A 19,202-nucleotide genomic window follows, 5' to 3' on the forward strand; every position below is an offset into this window, starting at 1 on the left:
GTCAGCCAATTCTGCCGACGAAGCAACCTATGGGCGGCAGCGCCAGCGCTACCTCTTCGAGAACGCCGCCAAGAACGCCGGCGACGTCAACAGCAAGCGCCGTTATCTCGACATCCCTGATCTCTGCCGGCAGCGTCCAGTTCGCCGGCTCGCCGGCGAAGTTGAAGACGCATAACAATGTCTCGTCTTCGTGCTGGCGTATGAAGGCCAGCACATCGCCCTCCGCGTCGAGAAAACGGATCGAGCCGCCGATCAGCGCCGGACGGCGCTTGCGCAAGGCAACGATCGAGCGATAGGCAGCAAGGACGGAGCCGCCCTCGCCGCTCTGCACATCGACCGCGCGACCGCGATGCGCCTGCGGCGCCGGCAGCCAGGGCTTGCCTGTCGAGAAGCCGCCATTTTCAGCGCCGGCTTCCCAGACCATCGGCGTGCGGCAGCCGTCCCTGCCCTTCACGCCAGGCCAGAAGCGGATGCCCAGCGGGTCGCGCAAATCCTCATAGGCGAGTTCGGCTTCCTCCAGCCCGAGCTCCTCGCCCTGGTAGAGACAGATCGAGCCGCGCAGGCAACAGAGCAGCGCGATCGAGAATTTCGCCACGATATCCGGGTTGTCGCCGGGCTGCGTCCAGCGGCTGACATGGCGAACGACGTCGTGGTTGGAGAAGGCCCAGCAAACCCACCCGTCGGCAACCGCATTCTCGAGGGCCTCGACACAGCCGCGCACATGGGCGGCCGAGAATTGCGGGCCGAGCAGATCGAAGGTGTAGCACGTCTGCAATTTGTCGCCGCCGGACGTGTAGGCGGCGAGCGTCTGCAACGAACGGTCCTCGTCGCCTACCTCGCCGACCGCGGCGCGGTCGGGATATTCGTCGAGTAGCGCGCGGAAACGCTTCAGGAAGTCGAGGTTCTCGGGGCGCGTCTTGTCGAAGAGATGCTCCTGAAAGGCATAAGTGGTGGTCGCGCCATTGGTGCCGGCGACGCTTGAGGCCAAGGGTGGATTGTCGCGCAGCCAGCGGTCGTGGAAATAGTAGTTGACGGTATCCAGCCGGAAGCCGTCGACGCCGCGCTCCAGCCAGAAGCGCACCGTGTCGAGCAGCGCGTCCTGGACCTCCGGAGTATGGAAATTGAGGTCGGGCTGCGCAGCCAGGAAATTGTGCATGTAGTACTGCCGGCGGGTGGCGTCCCACTCCCAGGCGGGGCCCCCGAACAGCGATTGCCAGTTGTTGGGCGCGCTGCCGTCCGGCTTCGCGTCGGCCCAGACATACCAGTCGGCCTTGGCATTGTCGCGGCTGGCGCGGCTCTCGACGAACCATTCATGCCTGTCCGAAGAATGCGAAATCACCTGGTCGATGATGAGTTTCAGGCCGAGCCGGTGCGCCTCGGCAACGAGCGCATCGAAGTCCTCCAGCGTGCCGAACATCGGATCGACGTCGCGATAATCCGACACGTCATAGCCCATATCGGCCATGGGCGACTTGAAGAAGGGCGAGAGCCAGACCGCATCGACGCCGAGCGAGGCAACATGGGCGAGCCGCGCCGTGATGCCCTTGAGGTCGCCGCTACCGTCGCCGGTCGTGTCCTGGAAGGAGCGCGGATAGATCTGGTAGATGACGCAGCCGCGCCACCATTCGGCCCCCTGCCCGGCATTATCGTCAGCCATTACAAACCCTTCCTGGCGCGAGCCTTTGCGGCACGCCGCTCGATCACAAATGTCACGCTGCGGCCAGGAACCGGCCGCGCCAGGTCGACTGCCTGCGTCTCGATCGCCGGATGCCAGTGAAAGCCTTCCCGCGCGGGCAAGGTGAAGACGCATTGGCGGCGGTCGCCATTGACCATGACGGCAAGGCGGCCGCTCCCGCTATCGCCGAGCATCATGACGAGGCGATGTCGCGCGGGATCGTTCCACTCCGCCTCGCCGAGCGGCGCACCCGTCTCCGTCAGCCACTCCACGTCCGGAATGGCCGAAGCATCGGACGGCTTCCCGGTCAGGAAATGCGTGTCCGACAGCGCCGGAAAGGCACGGCGCATCGCGGAGAGAGCCGAAGCGTATCGTTCTAGCGCCTCGTCGCGGCGGGCCCAGTCGAGCCAGGTGATGGCATTGTCCTGCGCATAGGCGTTGTTGTTGCCCTGCTGGGTTCTGCCGAACTCGTCGCCGGCGGTCAGCATGATGGTGCCGCGCGAGGCAAAGAGCGTGGCAAGCAACGCCCACCGGTCGCCGAAGCGGGCGTCGGTGATCGCCGCATCATCTGTCTCGCCTTCGGCGCCATTGTTCCAGGAGATATTGTCATTATGGCCGTCGCGATTCTGCTCGCCATTGGCCGCGTTGTGCTTCTTCTCATAGGCGACGAGATCGGCCAGCGTCATGCCGTCATGCGCGGCGATGAAATTGACGCTGCGGCTCACCGGCTCCCCTGTCCTGCCGAACACGTCGGAGGAACCGGCAAGCCGGGTCGCCAAAGCACCAATCACACCGGCGTCGCCGCGCCAGAAGCGCCTAACGTCGTCGCGGTAGCGGTCGTTCCATTCGAGATACGGCAGCCGGAAATTGCCGAGCTGGTAGCCGTTCGGACCGATGTCCCAGGGCTCGGCGATCAACACGCGGTCGGCCAGCACGGGATCGCCGGCGATGGCCTGGAGCAACGGCGCATCGGGATCGAACGTGCCGCCGACGCGGCCGAGCACCGGTGCCAGGTCGAAGCGGAAGCCGTCGACGCCGGCGAAACGGACGAAATGGCGCAGCGTGTCGAGCACCATCTCTCGCACGACCGGATGGTCGCAGGCGACCGTGTTGCCGGTGCCGGTGTCATTGGCCAGCCGGCCGTCCGGCAGATGCCGGTAATAGGCTTGGGCGTCAAGGCCGCGCAGCGACAAAGTCGGGCCGAGCCGGTCGCTCTCGCCGGTGTGGTTGAAGACGAGATCGAGGATGGTGCCGACACCGGCGTTGCGCAGGGCCGCGACGGTACCGCGCAGTTCCTGTAGGCCACCCGGCGCCAGGCGCGGATCGAGCGCCATGAAGGTGACGGGATTGTAGCCCCAGGCGTTGTGGAGCCCGAGCGGCGGCAGATGCCGCTCGTCGATCGAGGCGGTGATCGGCATCAGTTCGACAGCGGAGACGCCGAGCTTTTGCAGATGCTCGATCACAGCCGGATGGGCGAGCGCAGCGATGGTGCCGCGCTGCGCCTCCGGGACGTCGGGATGCAGCCTGGTGAAGGAGCGGACATTGAGCTCGTAGATCAGGCCGCCGGGCCGGAACAGCGGCGGCTGGGGTGAAAGCGGATGCGGCAAAGCGCGCGCCACTGTTTTCGGCATCAGCGAGGCCGTATCGGCACCCTCGTTGCGTTTAGCGGCGAGTCGCCAGTGGTATTGATATGGGCGATCTATCTCGACGGCATAGGGGTCAGTGAGAAGCTTGTTCGGGTCAAACCACAGACCACGTTCCGGTGCATAGTCGCCGTCGGCGCGAAAACCGTGGCGCGTGCCTGGGACGAGGCCGGAGACAGAGAGCGCATACACACTCTCGCCTTCAGGCTTCAACTCCAGCCGGTCGATTTCGCGGTTGCCGCTCTCGTCGAAAAGCGAGACCCAGAGGCGTCGAGCGCACGAGGACCAGACGGCAAAGCGGATGCCTTCGGGAGTGACGGTGGCGCCGAGCTGGGTCATGCGAGCTCCCCCTTCTCCCCTTGTGGGAGAAGGTGTCGCCGAAGGCGATGGATGAGGGGTGCTCCAGCTTGGCGATGACGGCGATCCGGCCAACACCCCTCGACCGGCTCGGCGCTGCGCGCCGATCCACCTTCTCCCACAAGGGGAGAAGGAAAGGCGCGCAGCACCACCCTCAAGTAATCACGCTCGGCTTGTTGCGGCCGGTGTGGCTTTTGATGCCGGCGATGTCGTCGGCGGCGGCGATGAGATCGGCGAGCGCCTGCTGCGTGTCGAGGTCATGCCTCGCCTTGTCCGGCTCGTAGCGCTCGATATAGACGCGCAGCGTGGCGCCGGACGTGCCGGTGCCGGAGAGGCGGAAGACGACGCGCGAGCCGCCCTCGAACAGGATCCGGATGCCCTGGTTCTTGCTCACCGAGCCGTCGACCGGATCGTGATAAGCGAAGTCGTCGGCGCTGGCGATCTTCATACCGCGCACGCTGGTGCCGGGCAGTGAGCCGAGCTTGACACGTAACTCATCGACCAGCTTGTTCGCCCTTTCGGTCTCGACCTCCTCGTAGTCGTGGCGCGAATAGTAGTTGCGGCCGTAGGTTTCCCAGTGCCTGGTGACGATGTCCTTGCAGCTCTCGCCGCGCACGGCGAGGATGTTGAGCCACAGAAGCACGGCCCACAGCCCGTCTTTCTCGCGCACATGGTTTGAGCCGGTGCCGGCGCTTTCCTCGCCGCAGATCGTCGCCATGCCGGCGTCGAGCAGATTGCCGAAGAACTTCCAGCCGGTCGGCGTCTCGTAGATGCCGATGCCGAGCTTTTCCGCGACGCGGTCGGCCGCGCCGCTGGTCGGCATCGAGCGGGCGATGCCTTTCAGGCCTTCCTTGTAGCCGGGCGCCAGATGCGCGTTGGCGGCAAGCATCGCCACCGAATCCGACGGGGTGACGAAGATGCCCTTGCCGACGATCAGGTTGCGGTCGCCGTCGCCGTCGGAAGCAGCGCCGAAGTCCGGCGCGTCCGGACCCATCATCTCGTCATAGAGCTGTTTTGCGTGCACCAGGTTCGGGTCAGGATGATGGCCGCCGAAATCCGGCAGCGGCTTGAAGTTGCGGCAGGTGCCGTTGGGGGCGCCGAGGCGGCGCTCGAGGATCTCCTTGGCGTAAGGACCGGTCACCGCGTGCATGGCGTCGAAGCGCATGCGGAAGCCGTATTTGAAATTGGCGCGGATGGCGTCGAAGTCGAACAGGCTTTCCATCAGCTCGGCATAGTCCTTGACCGGGTCGAAGACCTCGACCGTCATGCCGCCGGCTTCGACGGTGCCGATCGTGTCGATGTCGACATTGCCGATGTCGGCGATCTTGAAGCTCGAGATCGTCTTGGTCTTTTCGAAGATCGCGTCGGTGATCTTCTCCGGCGCCGGGCCGCCATTGCCGGCGTTGTACTTGATGCCGAAATCCTCATGCGGGCCGCCCGGATTGTGGCTGGCCGACAGAATGATGCCGCCGAAAGTCTTGTATTTGCGGATGATGTTGGAGGCGGCGGGCGTGGACAGAATGCCGCCCTGCCCGACCATCACCTTGCCAAAGCCGTTGGCGGCGGCCATGGCGATGGCTTTCTGGATGACCTCGCGGTTGTAGAAGCGGCCGTCGCCGCCGATGACCAGCGTCTTGCCCTCGAAACCTTCCAGCGCGTCGAAGATCGACTGGATGAAGTTCTCGGCATAGTTCTCCTGCTGGAAGACCGGCACCTTCTTGCGCAAGCCGGAGGTGCCGGGCTTCTGGTCGGTATAGGGTTTGGTGGGGACGGTCTTGATCATGCTTCAGGCAACCCTTTTCGAAAGCAGCAGGCGATAGAGTTCGACGTATCTTTCGGCGCTCTTGTCCCAGGAGACATCGGCCTTCATGCCCTGGCGCTGGATCGATGCCCAGCTCTTGGGATTGGCATGCGCCTCGACCAGGCGGCGGATCGCATGCAACAGCGCGCCGCCATTGTTCGGCGCGAACTGGAAACCGGTGGCGACCCCTGCCGAAAGCGCCGCCTCATTGGCATCGATGATGGTGTCGGCAAGACCGCCGGTGCGGGCGACGATCGGCACGCAGCCATAGCGCAGGCCATAAAGCTGGGTCAGCCCGCAGGGCTCGAAGCGCGAAGGGATGACGATGGCGTCGCAGCCGCCCTGCATGACGTGCGAGAGGCCTTCATCATAGCCGATGACGACGCCGACACGGCCGCGGTGCCGCGCGGCGGCGGCGAGCAGCGAGCCTTCGAGGCCGGCATCGCCTGAGCCCAGGATCGCCAGCCGGGCCCCGCGCTGAACGATGCCGTCGACGACCGAGGCCAAAATATCCATGCCCTTCTGCCAGGTCAGCCGGCTGACCACGCAGACGATCGGGCTGTCGTCATTTTCGAGATTGAAGCGGTCCTCCACGGCCTTGCGGTTCCTGGCGCGCGCCGCAAGTGTCTCGTCCGAATAATTGGCGACCAGATGACTGTCGGTCGCCGGGTTCCAGATATCGACATCGATGCCGTTGACGATGCCGTAGAGATCGGTGGCGCGCATGTTGATCAGGCCGTCGAGGCCCATGCCGAATTCCGGCGAGCGGATCTCCTGCGCATAGGTCGGGCTCACCGTGGTGATCGCCCAGGCCGCCTGCAGGCCGGCCTTGAGGAAGCCGACGCCGCCATAATATTCGACGCCGTCGAGCTGCATCGCCACGCCAGGCAAGCCGAGCTCGCCGAAGATGCCGGCGCCGAACTGGCCCTGGAAAGCCAGGTTATGCACGGTGATCAGCGACGGCACGCCGACCGCCTTGCCGTAGCGCATATAGGCGAGCGTCATCGCCGACTGCCAATCATGGGCGTGCACGATGTCGGGCTGGTAGCCGGAGATGGCGCCGCCGGCGATGTCGCCGCCGACCTGGCTCAGCGCCGCGAAACGCCGCCAGTTGTCAGGCCAGTCGGAGCCGGAGGCGGTGCCATATGGACCACCCTGACGATCGAACAGATGCGGCGCGTCGAGCACGAAGAGGTCGAGCTCGCCGATCTTGACGGCATGGACCGAAGCCTTGCCGCCCTGCAGCAGCGGGTATTGGTAGACGGCCTTCTTTTTCTTGAAAGCCTCCATCACCACCGGATAGCCGGGAACCAGCGTGCGCATCGCCACGCCCTTGCCGGCGAGCGCGATCGGCAGCGCGCCGGCCACGTCGGCAAGCCCGCCGGTCTTGATCAGCGGGAAGATTTCGGGCGTGACCGACAGAACCTGCATGCGCTCCACATTCCGATCTCAAAGTGGCAGGTCAAAGTGACAATCTGTTGATCAGGTCGACAGCTTGCCGATCAACCCTGGCGGGTTGACGGCTTGATCAACCTTATCAGGTTGACAGCTTGTTGATCATGTCCTGGGTGATCAGGCAGATGCCCTTTTCCGAGACGCGGAAGCGCTTGGCGTCGAGCACCGGATCCTCGCCCACCACCAGCCCCTCCGGGATCTGCACGCCATGGTCGATGACGACGCGCTTGAGGCGCGCGTTGCGGCCGACATTGACATCGGGCAGCATCACCACCTCCTCGAGCTTCGAATAGGAATTGATGCGCGCGCCGGTGAAGATCAGGCTGCGGCGCAGCGATGCGCCGGAGACGATGCAGTCGCCGGATACCAGCGAGGAGATCGCCTCGCCGCGGCGGCCCTCCTCGTCATGCACGAACTTGGCCGGCGGCTTCAGTTCGGCATAGGTCCAGATCGGCCAGTCGCGGTCGTAAAGGTCGAGCTCGGGCGTGACGTCGGTCAAATCGATATTGGCTTCCCAATAGGCGTCCACCGTCCCGACGTCGCGCCAGTAGGGTTCGGCCTCATGCGAGGAGCGCACGCAGGACTTGGCGAAACGGTGTGCGATCGCCTTACCATGCTCAACGATGTAGGGGATGATGTCCTTGCCGAAGTCGCGGCTGGAACCGGGCTCGGCCGCGTCGCGGCGCAGCTGCTCCATGAGGAACTTTGTCTTGAAGACATAGATGCCCATCGAGGCGAGGGCGAACTCCGGCTTGTCGGGGATGCCGGGCGGATCGGCGGGCTTTTCGACGAAGGCGATGATGTTGTCCTTGCCATCGACATGCATGACGCCGAAGCCGGTCGCCTCCATGCGCGGCACTTCGAGGCAGCCGACGGTCACGTCGGCATTGGCGTCGACGTGCTGGCGCAGCATCAGCTCGTAGTCCATCTTGTAGATGTGGTCGCCGGCGAGGATGACCATGTATTCGGGACCGTAGGCCTCGATGATGTCGATGTTCTGGTAGACGGCGTCCGCGGTGCCCTCGTACCACTGCGTTTCGGAAACGCGCTGCGAGGCGGGCAGGATGTCGAAGCTCTCGTTTCGCTCCGGCCGCAGGAAGTTCCAGCCGCGCTGCAGGTGGCGGATCAGCGAATGCGCCTTGTACTGGGTGGCGACGCCGAGACGTCGGATGCCGGAGTTCAACGCATTGGAGAGCGCGAAATCGATGATGCGCGTCTTGCCGCCGAAATAGACCGCTGGCTTGGCGCGCCGGTCTGTCAGCTCCTTGAGGCGGCTGCCGCGGCCGCCGGCAAGCACATAGGCCATGGCATCACGTGCCAGCGGCTGGGTTCTCTTGATCTCTGCCATTGTTACCCTCCCAAGTAATCGGCCCGGAACTTTGCTTCAGCAAGATGAGATATCATCTGCTTCAGTCCGCGACGAATTCCAGCATGATCGTCGACAGCGGCGGCAACAGCATCGTCGCCGACGTGCTGCCCGCTTTCCCGCTCGCCACGACCATGCCGCCATTGCCCATGCCGGAGCCGCCATATTCGACGGCGTCAGTGTTGATGATCTCGCGCCATTCTCCCGCCTTCGGCAGCGGCACGCGATAGTTCTCGCGCGGCACCGGCGTGAAATTGGAAATGACGGCGATCGGGTTGCCGTCGGGCGCGCTGCGCAGCCAGGCAAAGACCGAGTTGTCGCGATCGTCGACGATCAGCCAGGAGAAGCCGTCCGGCTCGCAGTCGCGCGCATGCAGCGCCGGGCGCGAGCGGTAGAGGTAGTTCAAGTCCCGCACCGTCTGCCAGACGCCGCGATGCGGAGCGAAGTCCAAGAGATTCCAGTCGAGCGCGCGTTCCTCGCTCCACTCGCGGCGCTGCGCGAATTCCTGCCCCATGAACAGGAGCTTCTTGCCGGGATAACCCCACATGAAGGCGTAGTAGGCGCGCAAGGTCGCGAACTTCTGCCAGTCGTCGCCGGCCATCTTGTGGAGCAGCGTGCCCTTGCCGTGCACCACCTCGTCATGGGAGAGCGGCAGCACGAAATTCTCGGAGAAGGCGTAGACCAGGCCAAAGGTGATGTCGTTGTGGTGGTGCTTGCGGTAGATCGGCTCCTTGGAGAAATACTCCAGCGTGTCGTGCATGAAGCCCATGTTCCACTTGAAGCCGAAGCCAAGCCCGCCTTCGTGCACCGGACGCGACACCTTCGGCCATGAGGTCGATTCCTCGGCGATCGTCATCACGCCCGGATGGTGACCGTAAAGCTCCTTGTTCATCTTCTGCAGGAAGCTGACGGCCTGCAGGTTCTCGCGCCCGCCCTTCTCGTTGGGGATCCACTCGCCCGCCTTGCGCGAATAGTCGAGGTAGAGCATCGAGGCGACCGCGTCGACGCGCAGGCCGTCGACATGATATTTTTCGGCCCAGAACAGCGCGTTGTTGACGAGGAAGGACACCACCTCGCGGCGGCCGAAATTGTAGATCGCGGTGTTCCAGTCGGGGTGGAAGCCCTGGCGCGGATCGGCATGCTCGTAGAGCGCGGTGCCGTCGAATTGCACCAGCCCATGCTCGTCGACCGGGAAATGCGCCGGCACCCAGTCGAGGATGACGCCGACGCCGGCGCGATGCGCGCCGTCGACGAAGCGGGCGAAGCCGTCGGGATCGCCGAAGCGGGCTGTCGGCGCATAGAGCCCGGTCGTCTGGTAGCCCCAGGACGGGTCGTAAGGATGCTCGGAGATCGGCAGGAACTCGATATGGGTGAAGCCGGTGTCGACCGCGTAAGGGATAAGCCGCGCGCCAAGCTCGTCCCAGGTGAGGAACGTGCCGTCGTCGCGGCGCTGCCACGAGCCGGCATGGACCTCGTAGATGGAGATCGCCTCGCGTCTGGGGTCGGCCTTCTGCCAGAAGCTGCGGTGCGCCTCGTCGCCCCATTGATGCGCCATCGGCGGCGCCGTCACCGAAGCGGTCGCCGGACGCAGCTCGGATTCGAAGGCGAAGGGATCGGCCTTGAGCGGCAGCCGCACACCGTCGGGGCCGATGATCTCGAACTTGTAAGGCTGGCCGGCGCCGAGGTCCGGAATGAACAGTTCCCAGATGCCGGTGTCCTTGCGGTCGCGCATGGTGTGCCGGCGACCGTCCCAGTCGTTGAAGGCGCCGACCACCGAGACGCGCTTCGCGTTCGGCGCCCAGACGGCGAAATGCACGCCGGTGGCGCCCTCATGCTCGATGATGTGGGCGCCGAGCTTGTCGAAGAGCCTCAGATGCGAGCCCTCGGCCATGTAGTAATCGTCCATCGGCCCCAGCACCGGGCCGAAGGAGTAAGGGTCGGTCAGCCACCAGTCGCCGCCGGCATTTCTCGCGTGATAGCGCAGCGGCTGGTGCTTGCGGATCGAGAGCTTGCCCTCGAAGAAGCCGGCATCGTCGCTGCGGTCGAGTTCCCCCACCTCCTTGCCGGTCAGCGTGTAGGCGGTGACGAATTCGGCATTGGGCACGAAGCAGCGGGCGACGAAGCCTTTGCCGGCTTCATGGACGCCCAGAACCGCAAAGGGATTGCCATGCGTTCCGGCGACGATCGCCGCGACATCGCCGGCTGGCGCCAGTCCGTCCGGGCCGCTTGTCGCAGCGGTCGCGCGCGGCTTCCTCATCAGGCGGTCGCCCTCCCTGGGCACCAGTCTTTGTTTTGGACCACGTTGCTCGTGGTCTCATGCAATCATATCAGACGGGCACGTTCCAGATTTCTTTCGCGTATTGGCGGATCGTGCGATCGGACGAGAACCAGCCGACCCGGGCGACGTTGCGGATGGCGCGCGCGTACCAGTCGGGACTGTTGCGCCACACGTTGTCGACCTCGCGCTGGCAGGCGGCGTAGGAGTCGAAATCGGCGGCCACCATGAACCAGTCGCTCTGGTAGAGACCGTTCATCAGGTCGCGGTAGCGGTTGGGATCGTCGGGCGAGAAGACGCCGGACGAGATCGCCGACACAGCCTGCGATAATTCGGGCGATGACTCGATCACGCCGCGCGGGTTGTAGCCGTTGTTGCGGCGTTTGGCGACCTCGGCGGTGGTCAGGCCGAAGATGAAGATGTTGTCGTCGCCGACGCGCTCCTTGATCTCGACATTGGCGCCGTCGAGCGTGCCGATGGTCAAGGCGCCGTTGAGGGCGAACTTCATGTTGCCGGTGCCGGAAGCCTCCATGCCGGCGGTCGAGATCTGCTCGGAGAGATCGGCGGCGGGCATCAGCACTTCGGCCAGGCTGACATTGTAGTTCGGCACGAACACGACCTTCAGCAGGCCGCGCACCGACGGATCGCCGTTGATGACCCTGGCGACGTCATTGGCCAGCTTGATGATGAGCTTGGCGTTGTGGTAGCTGGGCGCCGCCTTGCCGCCGAAGAATTTCACCCGCGGCATCCAGTCCCGCTCCGGATGCGAACGGATCTGGTCGTAGAGCGCGATCGCCTCGAGGATGTTGAGCAGCTGGCGCTTGTACTCGTGGATGCGCTTGACCTGAATGTCGAACAGCGCCGAAGGATCGAGCCTGATCCCGAGCCGGTCGGCGACGAGGTTGGCAAGCCTCGCCTTGTTCTGGCGCTTCACCGCGGCGAACTTCTCGCGGAAGGCCGCATCGTCGGCGAGCGGATCGAGATCCTTGATCGCCTCGATGTCGTCCATGAAGCGGCCGCCGATCGCCTCGCGGGCAAGCGCGGTGAGGCCCGGATTGCACTGGATCAGCCAGCGCCTGGGCGTGATGCCGTTGGTCTTGTTGTTGATGCGGTCAGGATAGAGCTTGTGAAGGTCGGCGAACACCGTCTCCTTCATCAGCTCGGTGTGCAGCGCCGAGACGCCGTTGATCGAGTGCGAGCCGACGAAGGCGAGATTGCCCATGCGCACGCGCCGGTCGCCGTTTTCCTGGATCAGCGAGATGCGGGCGATCTGCTCGCCGGAAAATTTTCCGGTGGCGCGTGCCTCGAGCAGGACCTGCGCGTTGATGGCGTAGACGATCTGCATGTGACGCGGCAGCAGGCGCTCGAACAGCGGCACCGGCCAGCTTTCCAGCGCCTCGGGCAGCAGCGTGTGGTTGGTGTAGCCGAAGGTGCGCTTGGTAACGTCCCAGGCAAGGTCGAAATCCATGCCGTGGACGTCCATCAGAAGCCGCATCAGCTCGGCCACGGCGACAGCGGGATGGGTGTCGTTGAGGTGGATCGCGGCCTTGTCGGGCAGCGACTTCAGGTCGCCATATTGGCTGAGATGCCGCTGGACGATGTCCTGCAGAGACGCGGTCGAGAAGAAATACTCCTGCCGCAGCCGGAGCTCCTGGCCGGCCATGTGGGAATCGGCGGGGTAGAGCACGCGCGACAGCGCGTCGGCCTTGTTGCTCTCGGCGAGCGCGCCGATGTGGTCGCCGGCGTTGAACTTGTCGAGCAGGATCGGGTCGATCGGCATGCCGGACCACAGCCGCAGCGTGTTGACGCGCTTGGCGCGCCAGCCGGCCACCGGCGTGTCATAGGCGACGGCCAGCACATGCTCGGTCGGCTTCCAGACATGGCGCTCGAGCCGCCCGTCCTTGGAGGTGATCGATTCCACCGAGCCGCCGAAGCCGACCTCGAAGGAACGCTCGCGCCGCTCGAACTCCCACGGGTTGCCGTGGTCGAGCCAGGTTTCCGGCAGCTCGACCTGCCAGCCGTCATGGATCTCCTGGCGGAACATGCCGTTGGCGTAGCGGATGCCGTAGCCATGCGCGGGAATGTCGACCGTCGCCATGCTTTCCATGAAGCAGGCGGCGAGCCGCCCGAGGCCGCCATTGCCGAGGGCTGCGTCAGGCTCGAGGCCGGCGATCAGATCGAGGTCGACGCCGAGCGAGGCGAGCGCCTCGCGCATGTTCTCCATCAGATCGAGATTGGAGAAGGCGTCGCGCATCAGGCGCCCGATCAGGAATTCGAGCGAGAGATAATAGACCCGCTTTTCCTTCTGGTCGTAGGCTTCCTTGGTCGCCTGGATCCAGTGATCGACGACCCGGTCGCGCACCACCTTGATCGAGGCGGTCAGCCAGTCATAGGGCGTGGCGACGGTGGTGTCCTTGCCGAGTCGGTATTTGAGCGACATCAAGACTTCTTCGGCGAGCGTCTTGGGGTCGGGATGGTCGAGAACTGGGGCTTCGATCGTCATGGCGGGTGTCATATCGCCTCTCGTTCGGTTGGCCTGATCATACCGGCTTTCACCGTTCCTCCCAGCCCTTCCTACCGCATTGCAGCATACATTCAATCGATTTAGGCGGGAATGTCATCCGGTTTCCCTGCGGCAATTTACCGTGAAGGACGGAAATCAGGCCGCCAGCGCATCCTCCGGAGGCTTCTTGGCGCCGGTCATCAGCGCAACGGCATCCGACATCGAGATCTGCTTCGGATCGACGACGCAGAGGCGCCGCCCAAGCCGGTGGATGTGGATTCGATCAGCCACCTCGAACACGTGCGGCATGTTGTGCGAGATGAGCACGATCGGCAGGCCGCGCTTCTTGACATCGAGGATCAGCTCGAGCACGCGGCGGCTTTCCTTGACGCCGAGCGCCGCGGTTGGCTCGTCCATGATCACCACCTTGGAGCCGAAGGCGGCGGCGCGCGCCACCGCGACGCCCTGGCGCTGGCCGCCCGAGAGCGTTTCCACCGCCTGGCTGATGTTCTGGATGGTCATCAGGCCGAGTTCGGTGAGCTTGTCGCGGGCGCGCTTTTCCATCGCCGGCCGGTCGAGCATACGGAACCAGCTGCCGAGCGGGCCAGGCTTTCGGATCTCGCGACCGAGGAACATGTTGTCGGCGATCGACAGCGCCGGCGACAATGCGAGGTTCTGATAAACGGTCTCGATGCCGGCTTCGCGGGCCTCGATGGGCGATTTGAAGTGGACCTGCTTGCCGTCCAGTTCGATCATTCCCTCGTCGGGATGCACGGCGCCGGAGATCGCCTTGATCAGCGTCGACTTGCCGGCGCCATTGTCGCCGATCACCGCCAGGATTTCGCCTGGGTAGAGATCGAAGTCGCAGGCGTTGAGCGCGGTGACGCGGCCATAGCGCTTGGTAAGACCACGCGCGGTGAGGACAGGCTCTTGGGTCATGGTTACACCGAAACCTTTCTGATCCACTGGTCGATCGCCACGGCGCCGATGATCAGCACGCCGGTGAGCAGCACTTTCCATTGCGGATCGGCGCCCAGCATGTTGAGGCCCATCGAGACGACGCCAACGATCATGGCGCCGAACAGCGTGCCGAGGATCGAGCCGCGGCCGCCAAAGAGCGAGATGCCGCCGATCACCGTCGCGGTGATCGCCTGCAGATTGTAGTCGGTGACGGCGGCGGACGGCGAAATCGAACCGTTGCGGCCGATCGAGACCCAGGCCGCGAAGGCGGCGATCAGGCCGGCAAGCGTGTAGACAGCCATCAGCACCGTCTTGGTCTGGATGCCGGAGAGCTTCGCCGCTTCCGGATCGTCGCCGACGGCATAGACATGGCGGCCCCAGGCGGTGTGGTTGAGCACGTACCAGAGCAGCATCACCAGCAGGACCATGGCGATCACGCCGGCGGTCAGCACCGCGGAACCGACCCTGAAGCTCAGAGCGAACAAGTGCAGCAATGGGGCCTGGGCGTCGACGTCGGCATCGCGGATCGTCTCATTGGCCGAATAGATGAAATTGGTGGCCATGACGATGTTCCAGGTGCCGAGCGTGACGATGAACGGCGGCAGCTTCATGTAGGCGACCAGCAGACCATTGAGCAGGCCGCAGGCGCCGCCGGCGGCAAGCCCTATCACCACCGCGAGAATGGTCGGCATGCCGTAGGTGATGGCGCAATTGCCCATGATCACGGCCGAAATCACCATGATCACGCCGATCGAGAGATCGATGCCGGCGGTCAGGATGACCAGTGTCTGGGCAGCGCCGAGAATACCGACGATCGCAATCTGCTGCAGAATCAGCGTCAGCGTATAGGACGAAAAGAAACGGCCGCCGATGGCGATACCGAAAATGATGATCGACAGCACCAGCACGATCAGCGGCACCGCCGCCGGTGTGGAATGCAGAAAATGCTGGGCGCGCTTGACGAACGACTTGCCGTGCTCCTCGAAGGCGGCGACGCTGGTGTCGCTGCTCGTGAGCACCTTCTCGAATTCCTGCATCTGAGACATGTATCCTCCCGTCTGCGCGGAGCTTGCTCATTGCCCCACACGCCGTTCACGCATTCCGGTCTGTTGCCGGGATTTATCAGCGCTTACGAAAGCGCATCGTCCACCCGATGCGGCCGAGGATCAAGCCCCGGCCGCAAGGTTTGTGCGCTCGTCAGGCTGGCATCAGCCCCAGCACTTGGCGAGGCCTTCCTTGGTGTCGATGGACTTCACGCCGTTCGCGGGCTTGTCGGTGACGAGGTTGACGCCGGTGTCGAAGAAATTCTTGCCTTCGGTCGGCTTCGGCTTGGTGCCGTCCTTGGCGTACTTGGCGATTGCCTCGATGCCGAGCGCCGCCATCTGCAGCGGGTATTGCTGCGAGGTGGCGCCGATCACGCCTTCGGTAACCGACTTCACACCTGGGCAGCCGCCGTCGACCGAGACGATCAGCACCTGCTTTTCGAGACCGACGGCCTTGAGGGCCTGGTAGGCGCCGACGGCGGCGGGCTCGTTGATGGTGTGGATGACGTTGATGGTGTTGTCCTTCTGCAGAAGGTTCTCCATCGCCTTGCGGCCGCCTTCCTCATTGCCGTTGGTGACGTCATGGCCAACGATGCGCGGATCGTCCTCGTCGCCGATCTTGTTCGGATCCTTCACGTCGATGCCGTAGCCCATCATGAAGCCCTGGTCGCGCAGCACGTCGACGGTCGGCTGCGAGGGGGTCAGATCAAGGAAGCCGATCTTGGCGTCCTTGGCCTTGTCGCCGAGGGTGGCGGCCGCCCAGGCGCCGATCAGCTTGCCGGCTTCCAGATTGTCGGTGGCGAAGGTCGCATCGGCGGCGTCGATCGGATCGAGCGGGGTGTCGAGCGCGATCACCAGCAGGCCGGCGTCGCGCGCCTTCTTCACCGACGGCACGATGCCCTTGGTGTCCGAGGCGGTGATCAGGATACCCTTGGCGCCGTCGGCGATGCAGCTTTCGATCGCCGCGACCTGGCTTTCGCTGTCGCCATCGATCTTGCCGGCATAGGTCTTGAGGTCGACGCCAAGTTCCTTGGCCTTGGCGGTCGCGCCCTCCTTCATCTTGACGAAGAAGGGATTGGTGTCGGTCTTGGTGATCAGGCAGGCGCCGACGCCGGCGGCCGACGCGGACGAGGCGAATGCGAGCAGGCCCAGCCCGGCCGCCGCAAATACGGTGGACTTCAGCAGCGATTTCTTGGTCACGATTTCCTCCCAGTGGAACCATTGCGGACGCCGGCCAACCCGGCGCCTCAAGCGCATCCAACCATTTCTCCCAGCGTGGACGCCACCTCAAAAGACACCAGTCCGAGACATCTGTCAATAATTAAATCACTCTTATTTATTATTGACAGACTTGCGCCGTTCACTCATTCTGAACGAAAAGCAGTGCGGGGAAACTGACGGGAGGAACAGGGTGGAGACCGGCATTGCGAGGCACGGTTCGCCCGAGGCTCGGGAGAGCCGGCTGCATCGCGGCACAAACCAGAGCGGCATGCGCGACCACAATGAGCGGCTCGTGCTGTCCCTGGTGCGCCAGCATGGCAGCCTGGCCAAATCCGACATTGCGCGCATGACAGGACTGTCGGCGCAGACGGTATCCGTCATCATGCGCGAGCTGGAGGAAGACAAGCTGCTGGTCCGGCAGGCGCCGCTGCGCGGCAAGATCGGCCAGCCCTCGATCCCGATGGCGCTCAACCCGGAAGGCGCCTTCTTCATCGGCCTCAAGATCGGCCGCCGCAGCGCCGAACTGGTGCTGATCGACTTCCTCGGCACGGTGCGCGCGATGCTGCACAATTCCTATCGCTATCCGGCGCCGCGCGAGACGGTGGAATTCGTCAGCGCCGGCATCAAGAAAATGCGCGGCGAACTGACGCCGGCGCAGGACAAGCGCATAGCCGGGCTCGGCATCGCCATGCCGTTCGAACTCTGGAGCTGGGCCGATACGGCCGGCGCGCCGCGCGAGATCATGGACGAATGGCGCCATCGCGACATCCGCTCCGACATCCAGGCGCAGTGCGATTTTCCGGTCTATCTGCAGAACGACGCGACCTCGGCCTGCGGCGCCGAGCTCGTCTTCGGCCAGGCGGGAGTGGCGCGCGACTTCGTCTATTTCTACATCGGCGCCTTTGCCGGCGGCGGCATCGTGCTCAACGGCCGGCTGTTCGGCGGGCCGACCGGCAACGCCGGCGCGCTGGGTTCGATGCCCGTGCCCGGGGCGGACGGCAAGCCGACGCAGCTCATCGACGTCGCCTCGATCGCCATCCTGGAAAAGGCGCTGAGCGCCAAGGGCATCGACGGCTCGTATCTTTGGACATCGCCGCAGGATTGGGGCGAGATCGGCGCCGAACTCGACGACTGGATCGCCAGCGCCTCGCAGGCGCTGGCCTATGCCATCGTCGCGGCCTCCTCGGTCATCGATTTCGAAGCGGCGGTTATCGACGGCTGGATGCCTCTCGCCGTAAGGCGGCGACTTGTCGATGCGGTCACGGATGCCATCGTCGGCATCGACGCCGAAGGATTGAAACTGCCCATAGTGCGCGAAGGAACCGTAGGCATCCATGCGCGCGCGCTGGGCGGAGCCAGCCTGCCGCTGTCGGAGCGCTTCCTGATCGGACCGACCACGATTTCCAGGAGCGCCTGACCATGCTGATCGGTATCCCGCCGCTCCTCGGACCGCAGCTTCTGGCGACGCTCAGGGCCATGGGCCATGGTGACGAGATCGCCATCGTCGACGGCAACTATCCCGCCGAGGAACAGGCGCGCAGGCTGATCCGCGCCGACGGCCATCTTATCATTCCGGTGATCGATGCGATCTTGAAGGTGCTGCCTGTCGACGAAGCCGTGCCGGAGGCGCTGTTCCGCGCCTCCGTCAAGGGCGATCCGGCGCTCGCCGATCCCGTGCATCACGAGATGGAAGCGGTCTGCGCGAAACGCGCGCCGGGCCACAAGGTGATTGCGCTGGCCGGGGCCGACTTCTATGCACGCGTCAAGGCCGCGCACGCGATCGTGGCGACCAGCGAGCCCAGGCTTTATGCCAACATCATCATCCGCAAGGGCGTGATTTATCCGCCGGAGACCAAGACACAATGATCCTCTGCTGTGGCGAAGCCCTGATCGACATGCTGCCGCGCACGACGACCGAAGGCGAAGCGGCCTTCGCGCCTTATGTCGGCGGCGCGGTGTTCAACAGTGCGGTCGCGCTCGGCCGGCTGGGCGCCCCGGCGGGCTTCTTCTCCGGCCTTTCCTCAGACCTGTTCGGCGGCCAGCTCCGCGAGGCGCTGGGGGCTAGCAAGGTGAGCTCGACCTATGCGCACACTTCGCCAAAGCCCACGACGCTCGCCTTCGTACGGCTCAACAACGGCCAGGCGACCTACACCTTCTATGACGAGAACACCGCCGGGCGCATGCTCACCATCGAGGACCTGCCGAAGCTCGGCGCCGAGATCGAGGCCATGCTGTTCGGCGCCATCAGCCTGATCTCGGAGCCCGCGGGATCCGCCTATGAGGAATTCATGCGGCGCGAGCACAACAGCCGCGTGATGATGCTCGACCCCAACATCCGGCCGAACTTCATCCCGGACAAGGCCAAGCATCTGAGGCGCATCCGCGAGATGATGGCGATGGCCGACATCGTCAAACTGTCGGACGAAGACCTCAACTGGTTCGACGAGGCGGGCTCGCATGAGGATATCGTGCGCAACTGGCTGGACCGCGGGCCGAAGCTGATCGTCGTCACCCATGGCAGCGAAGGCGCCGTCGGCTACAGCAAAGAGCACAAGGTCACGGTCGTGCCGCAGAAGGTGAAGGTGGTCGACACGGTCGGCGCGGGCGACACTTTCAATGCCGGCATCCTCGCTGCGTTGCACGAGCAGGGCCTGCTCACCAAGGCGGCGATCGGGGGCCTGCCGGAAGACGCCATCCGCAAGGCGCTGGAGCTTGGCGCCAAGGCGGCCGCGGTGACCGTGTCGCGAGCCGGCGCCAACCCGCCGTGGCGGCACGAAATCGCCTGAGCTCGGTCTGCGAGGGGCGCGAGGCCTCGCCGGCCGATCACTTTATGTTTCCAAGGACCGGAACAGTGCGATAAAAGGCGCCGAGAATGCGCCTGGAAGCCCGGATTTCCGCCTTCC

13 protein-coding genes are annotated in these 19,202 nt (G+C 64.5%); 3 read left to right on the top strand and 10 right to left on the bottom strand.

Annotated elements, in window-relative coordinates; genetic code table 11:
* Position 1 precedes the first annotated feature (1 nt).
* The 10 genes from EN874_RS17860 to EN874_RS17905 form a co-directional block, all read right to left on the bottom strand.
* Entirely contained in the window at positions 2–1,657 is a 1,656-nt protein-coding gene (locus EN874_RS17860) for an alpha-glucosidase family protein (RefSeq protein WP_127426279.1), read from the bottom strand.
* Positions 1,657–3,657 carry a glycogen debranching protein GlgX gene (glgX, locus tag EN874_RS17865; protein ID WP_127426280.1) on the bottom strand — a complete coding sequence of 667 codons (2,001 nt, stop codon included), beginning with the start codon at positions 3,655–3,657 and terminating at the stop codon, positions 1,657–1,659. The genes EN874_RS17860 and glgX overlap by 1 nt, the downstream gene beginning before the upstream one ends.
* Positions 3,658–3,829: 172 nt before the next feature.
* The gene (locus EN874_RS17870) at positions 3,830–5,458 is read right to left on the bottom strand and encodes an alpha-D-glucose phosphate-specific phosphoglucomutase (RefSeq protein WP_127426281.1); all 1,629 of its coding nucleotides are present in this window, start codon (positions 5,456–5,458) and stop codon (positions 3,830–3,832) included.
* A gap of 3 nt (positions 5,459–5,461) precedes the next feature.
* Positions 5,462–6,907 (bottom strand): glycogen synthase GlgA, encoded by a 1,446-nt coding sequence (gene glgA / locus EN874_RS17875; protein ID WP_127426282.1) that lies wholly within the window; start codon positions 6,905–6,907, stop codon positions 5,462–5,464.
* A 106-nt stretch (positions 6,908–7,013) separates the two neighbouring features.
* The gene (gene glgC, locus EN874_RS17880) at positions 7,014–8,279 is read right to left on the bottom strand and encodes a glucose-1-phosphate adenylyltransferase (RefSeq protein ID WP_127426283.1); all 1,266 of its coding nucleotides are present in this window, start codon (positions 8,277–8,279) and stop codon (positions 7,014–7,016) included.
* A gap of 61 nt (positions 8,280–8,340) precedes the next feature.
* Positions 8,341–10,554: a 1,4-alpha-glucan branching protein GlgB gene (gene glgB, locus EN874_RS17885; protein WP_127426284.1), complete on the bottom strand. Its 2,214-nt coding sequence runs from the start codon at positions 10,552–10,554 to the stop codon at positions 8,341–8,343.
* A gap of 70 nt (positions 10,555–10,624) precedes the next feature.
* A complete protein-coding gene (locus tag EN874_RS17890) occupies positions 10,625–13,087 on the bottom strand; it encodes a glycogen/starch/alpha-glucan phosphorylase (protein WP_127426285.1) in 2,463 nt (820 codons plus the stop codon).
* A 144-nt stretch (positions 13,088–13,231) separates the two neighbouring features.
* Positions 13,232–14,014 (bottom strand): ATP-binding cassette domain-containing protein, encoded by a 783-nt coding sequence (locus EN874_RS17895; RefSeq protein WP_127426286.1) that lies wholly within the window; start codon positions 14,012–14,014, stop codon positions 13,232–13,234.
* 2 nt (positions 14,015–14,016) lie between these two features.
* Positions 14,017–15,081 carry an ABC transporter permease gene (locus EN874_RS17900; protein WP_127426287.1) on the bottom strand — a complete coding sequence of 355 codons (1,065 nt, stop codon included), beginning with the start codon at positions 15,079–15,081 and terminating at the stop codon, positions 14,017–14,019.
* 162 nt (positions 15,082–15,243) lie between these two features.
* Positions 15,244–16,278 carry a sugar ABC transporter substrate-binding protein gene (locus EN874_RS17905; protein ID WP_126085170.1) on the bottom strand — a complete coding sequence of 345 codons (1,035 nt, stop codon included), beginning with the start codon at positions 16,276–16,278 and terminating at the stop codon, positions 15,244–15,246.
* Positions 16,279–16,489: 211 nt separating this feature from the next.
* On the opposite strand from EN874_RS17905, the gene EN874_RS17910 reads away from it, so the two are divergent.
* From EN874_RS17910 to EN874_RS17920, 3 genes are read left to right on the top strand one after another with little or no spacing between them, the layout of a single operon-like run.
* Positions 16,490–17,716, top strand: coding sequence for an ROK family transcriptional regulator (locus tag EN874_RS17910; RefSeq protein WP_127426288.1), 1,227 nt, complete (start codon positions 16,490–16,492; stop codon positions 17,714–17,716).
* A gap of 2 nt (positions 17,717–17,718) precedes the next feature.
* Positions 17,719–18,165 carry an RbsD/FucU domain-containing protein gene (locus EN874_RS17915; protein ID WP_126085172.1) on the top strand — a complete coding sequence of 149 codons (447 nt, stop codon included), beginning with the start codon at positions 17,719–17,721 and terminating at the stop codon, positions 18,163–18,165.
* Positions 18,162–19,085 carry a carbohydrate kinase gene (locus tag EN874_RS17920; RefSeq protein WP_127426289.1) on the top strand — a complete coding sequence of 308 codons (924 nt, stop codon included), beginning with the start codon at positions 18,162–18,164 and terminating at the stop codon, positions 19,083–19,085. Before EN874_RS17915 ends, EN874_RS17920 begins: the two co-directional genes overlap by 4 nt.
* The last annotated feature ends 117 nt before the right edge of the window (positions 19,086–19,202 follow it).

This window comes from Mesorhizobium sp. M1D.F.Ca.ET.231.01.1.1 (assembly GCF_003999155.2).
Classification (GTDB): domain Bacteria; phylum Pseudomonadota; class Alphaproteobacteria; order Rhizobiales; family Rhizobiaceae; genus Mesorhizobium.

Excerpts from the sequence above, each read along its gene's own strand:
- EN874_RS17860 (WP_127426279.1), bottom strand. The coding sequence starts at position 1,657 with ATGGCTGACGATAATGCCGGGCAGGGGGCCGAATGGTGGCGCGGCTGC.
- glgX (WP_127426280.1), bottom strand. The coding sequence starts at position 3,657 with ATGACCCAGCTCGGCGCCACCGTCACTCCCGAAGGCATCCGCTTTGCC.
- EN874_RS17870 (WP_127426281.1), bottom strand. The coding sequence starts at position 5,458 with ATGATCAAGACCGTCCCCACCAAACCCTATACCGACCAGAAGCCCGGC.
- glgA (WP_127426282.1), bottom strand. The coding sequence starts at position 6,907 with ATGCAGGTTCTGTCGGTCACGCCCGAAATCTTCCCGCTGATCAAGACC.
- glgC (WP_127426283.1), bottom strand. The coding sequence starts at position 8,279 with ATGGCAGAGATCAAGAGAACCCAGCCGCTGGCACGTGATGCCATGGCC.
- glgB (WP_127426284.1), bottom strand. The coding sequence starts at position 10,554 with ATGAGGAAGCCGCGCGCGACCGCTGCGACAAGCGGCCCGGACGGACTG.
- EN874_RS17890 (WP_127426285.1), bottom strand. The coding sequence starts at position 13,087 with ATGACACCCGCCATGACGATCGAAGCCCCAGTTCTCGACCATCCCGAC.
- EN874_RS17895 (WP_127426286.1), bottom strand. The coding sequence starts at position 14,014 with ATGACCCAAGAGCCTGTCCTCACCGCGCGTGGTCTTACCAAGCGCTAT.
- EN874_RS17900 (WP_127426287.1), bottom strand. The coding sequence starts at position 15,081 with ATGTCTCAGATGCAGGAATTCGAGAAGGTGCTCACGAGCAGCGACACC.
- EN874_RS17915 (WP_126085172.1), top strand. The coding sequence starts at position 17,719 with ATGCTGATCGGTATCCCGCCGCTCCTCGGACCGCAGCTTCTGGCGACG.
- EN874_RS17920 (WP_127426289.1), top strand. The coding sequence starts at position 18,162 with ATGATCCTCTGCTGTGGCGAAGCCCTGATCGACATGCTGCCGCGCACG.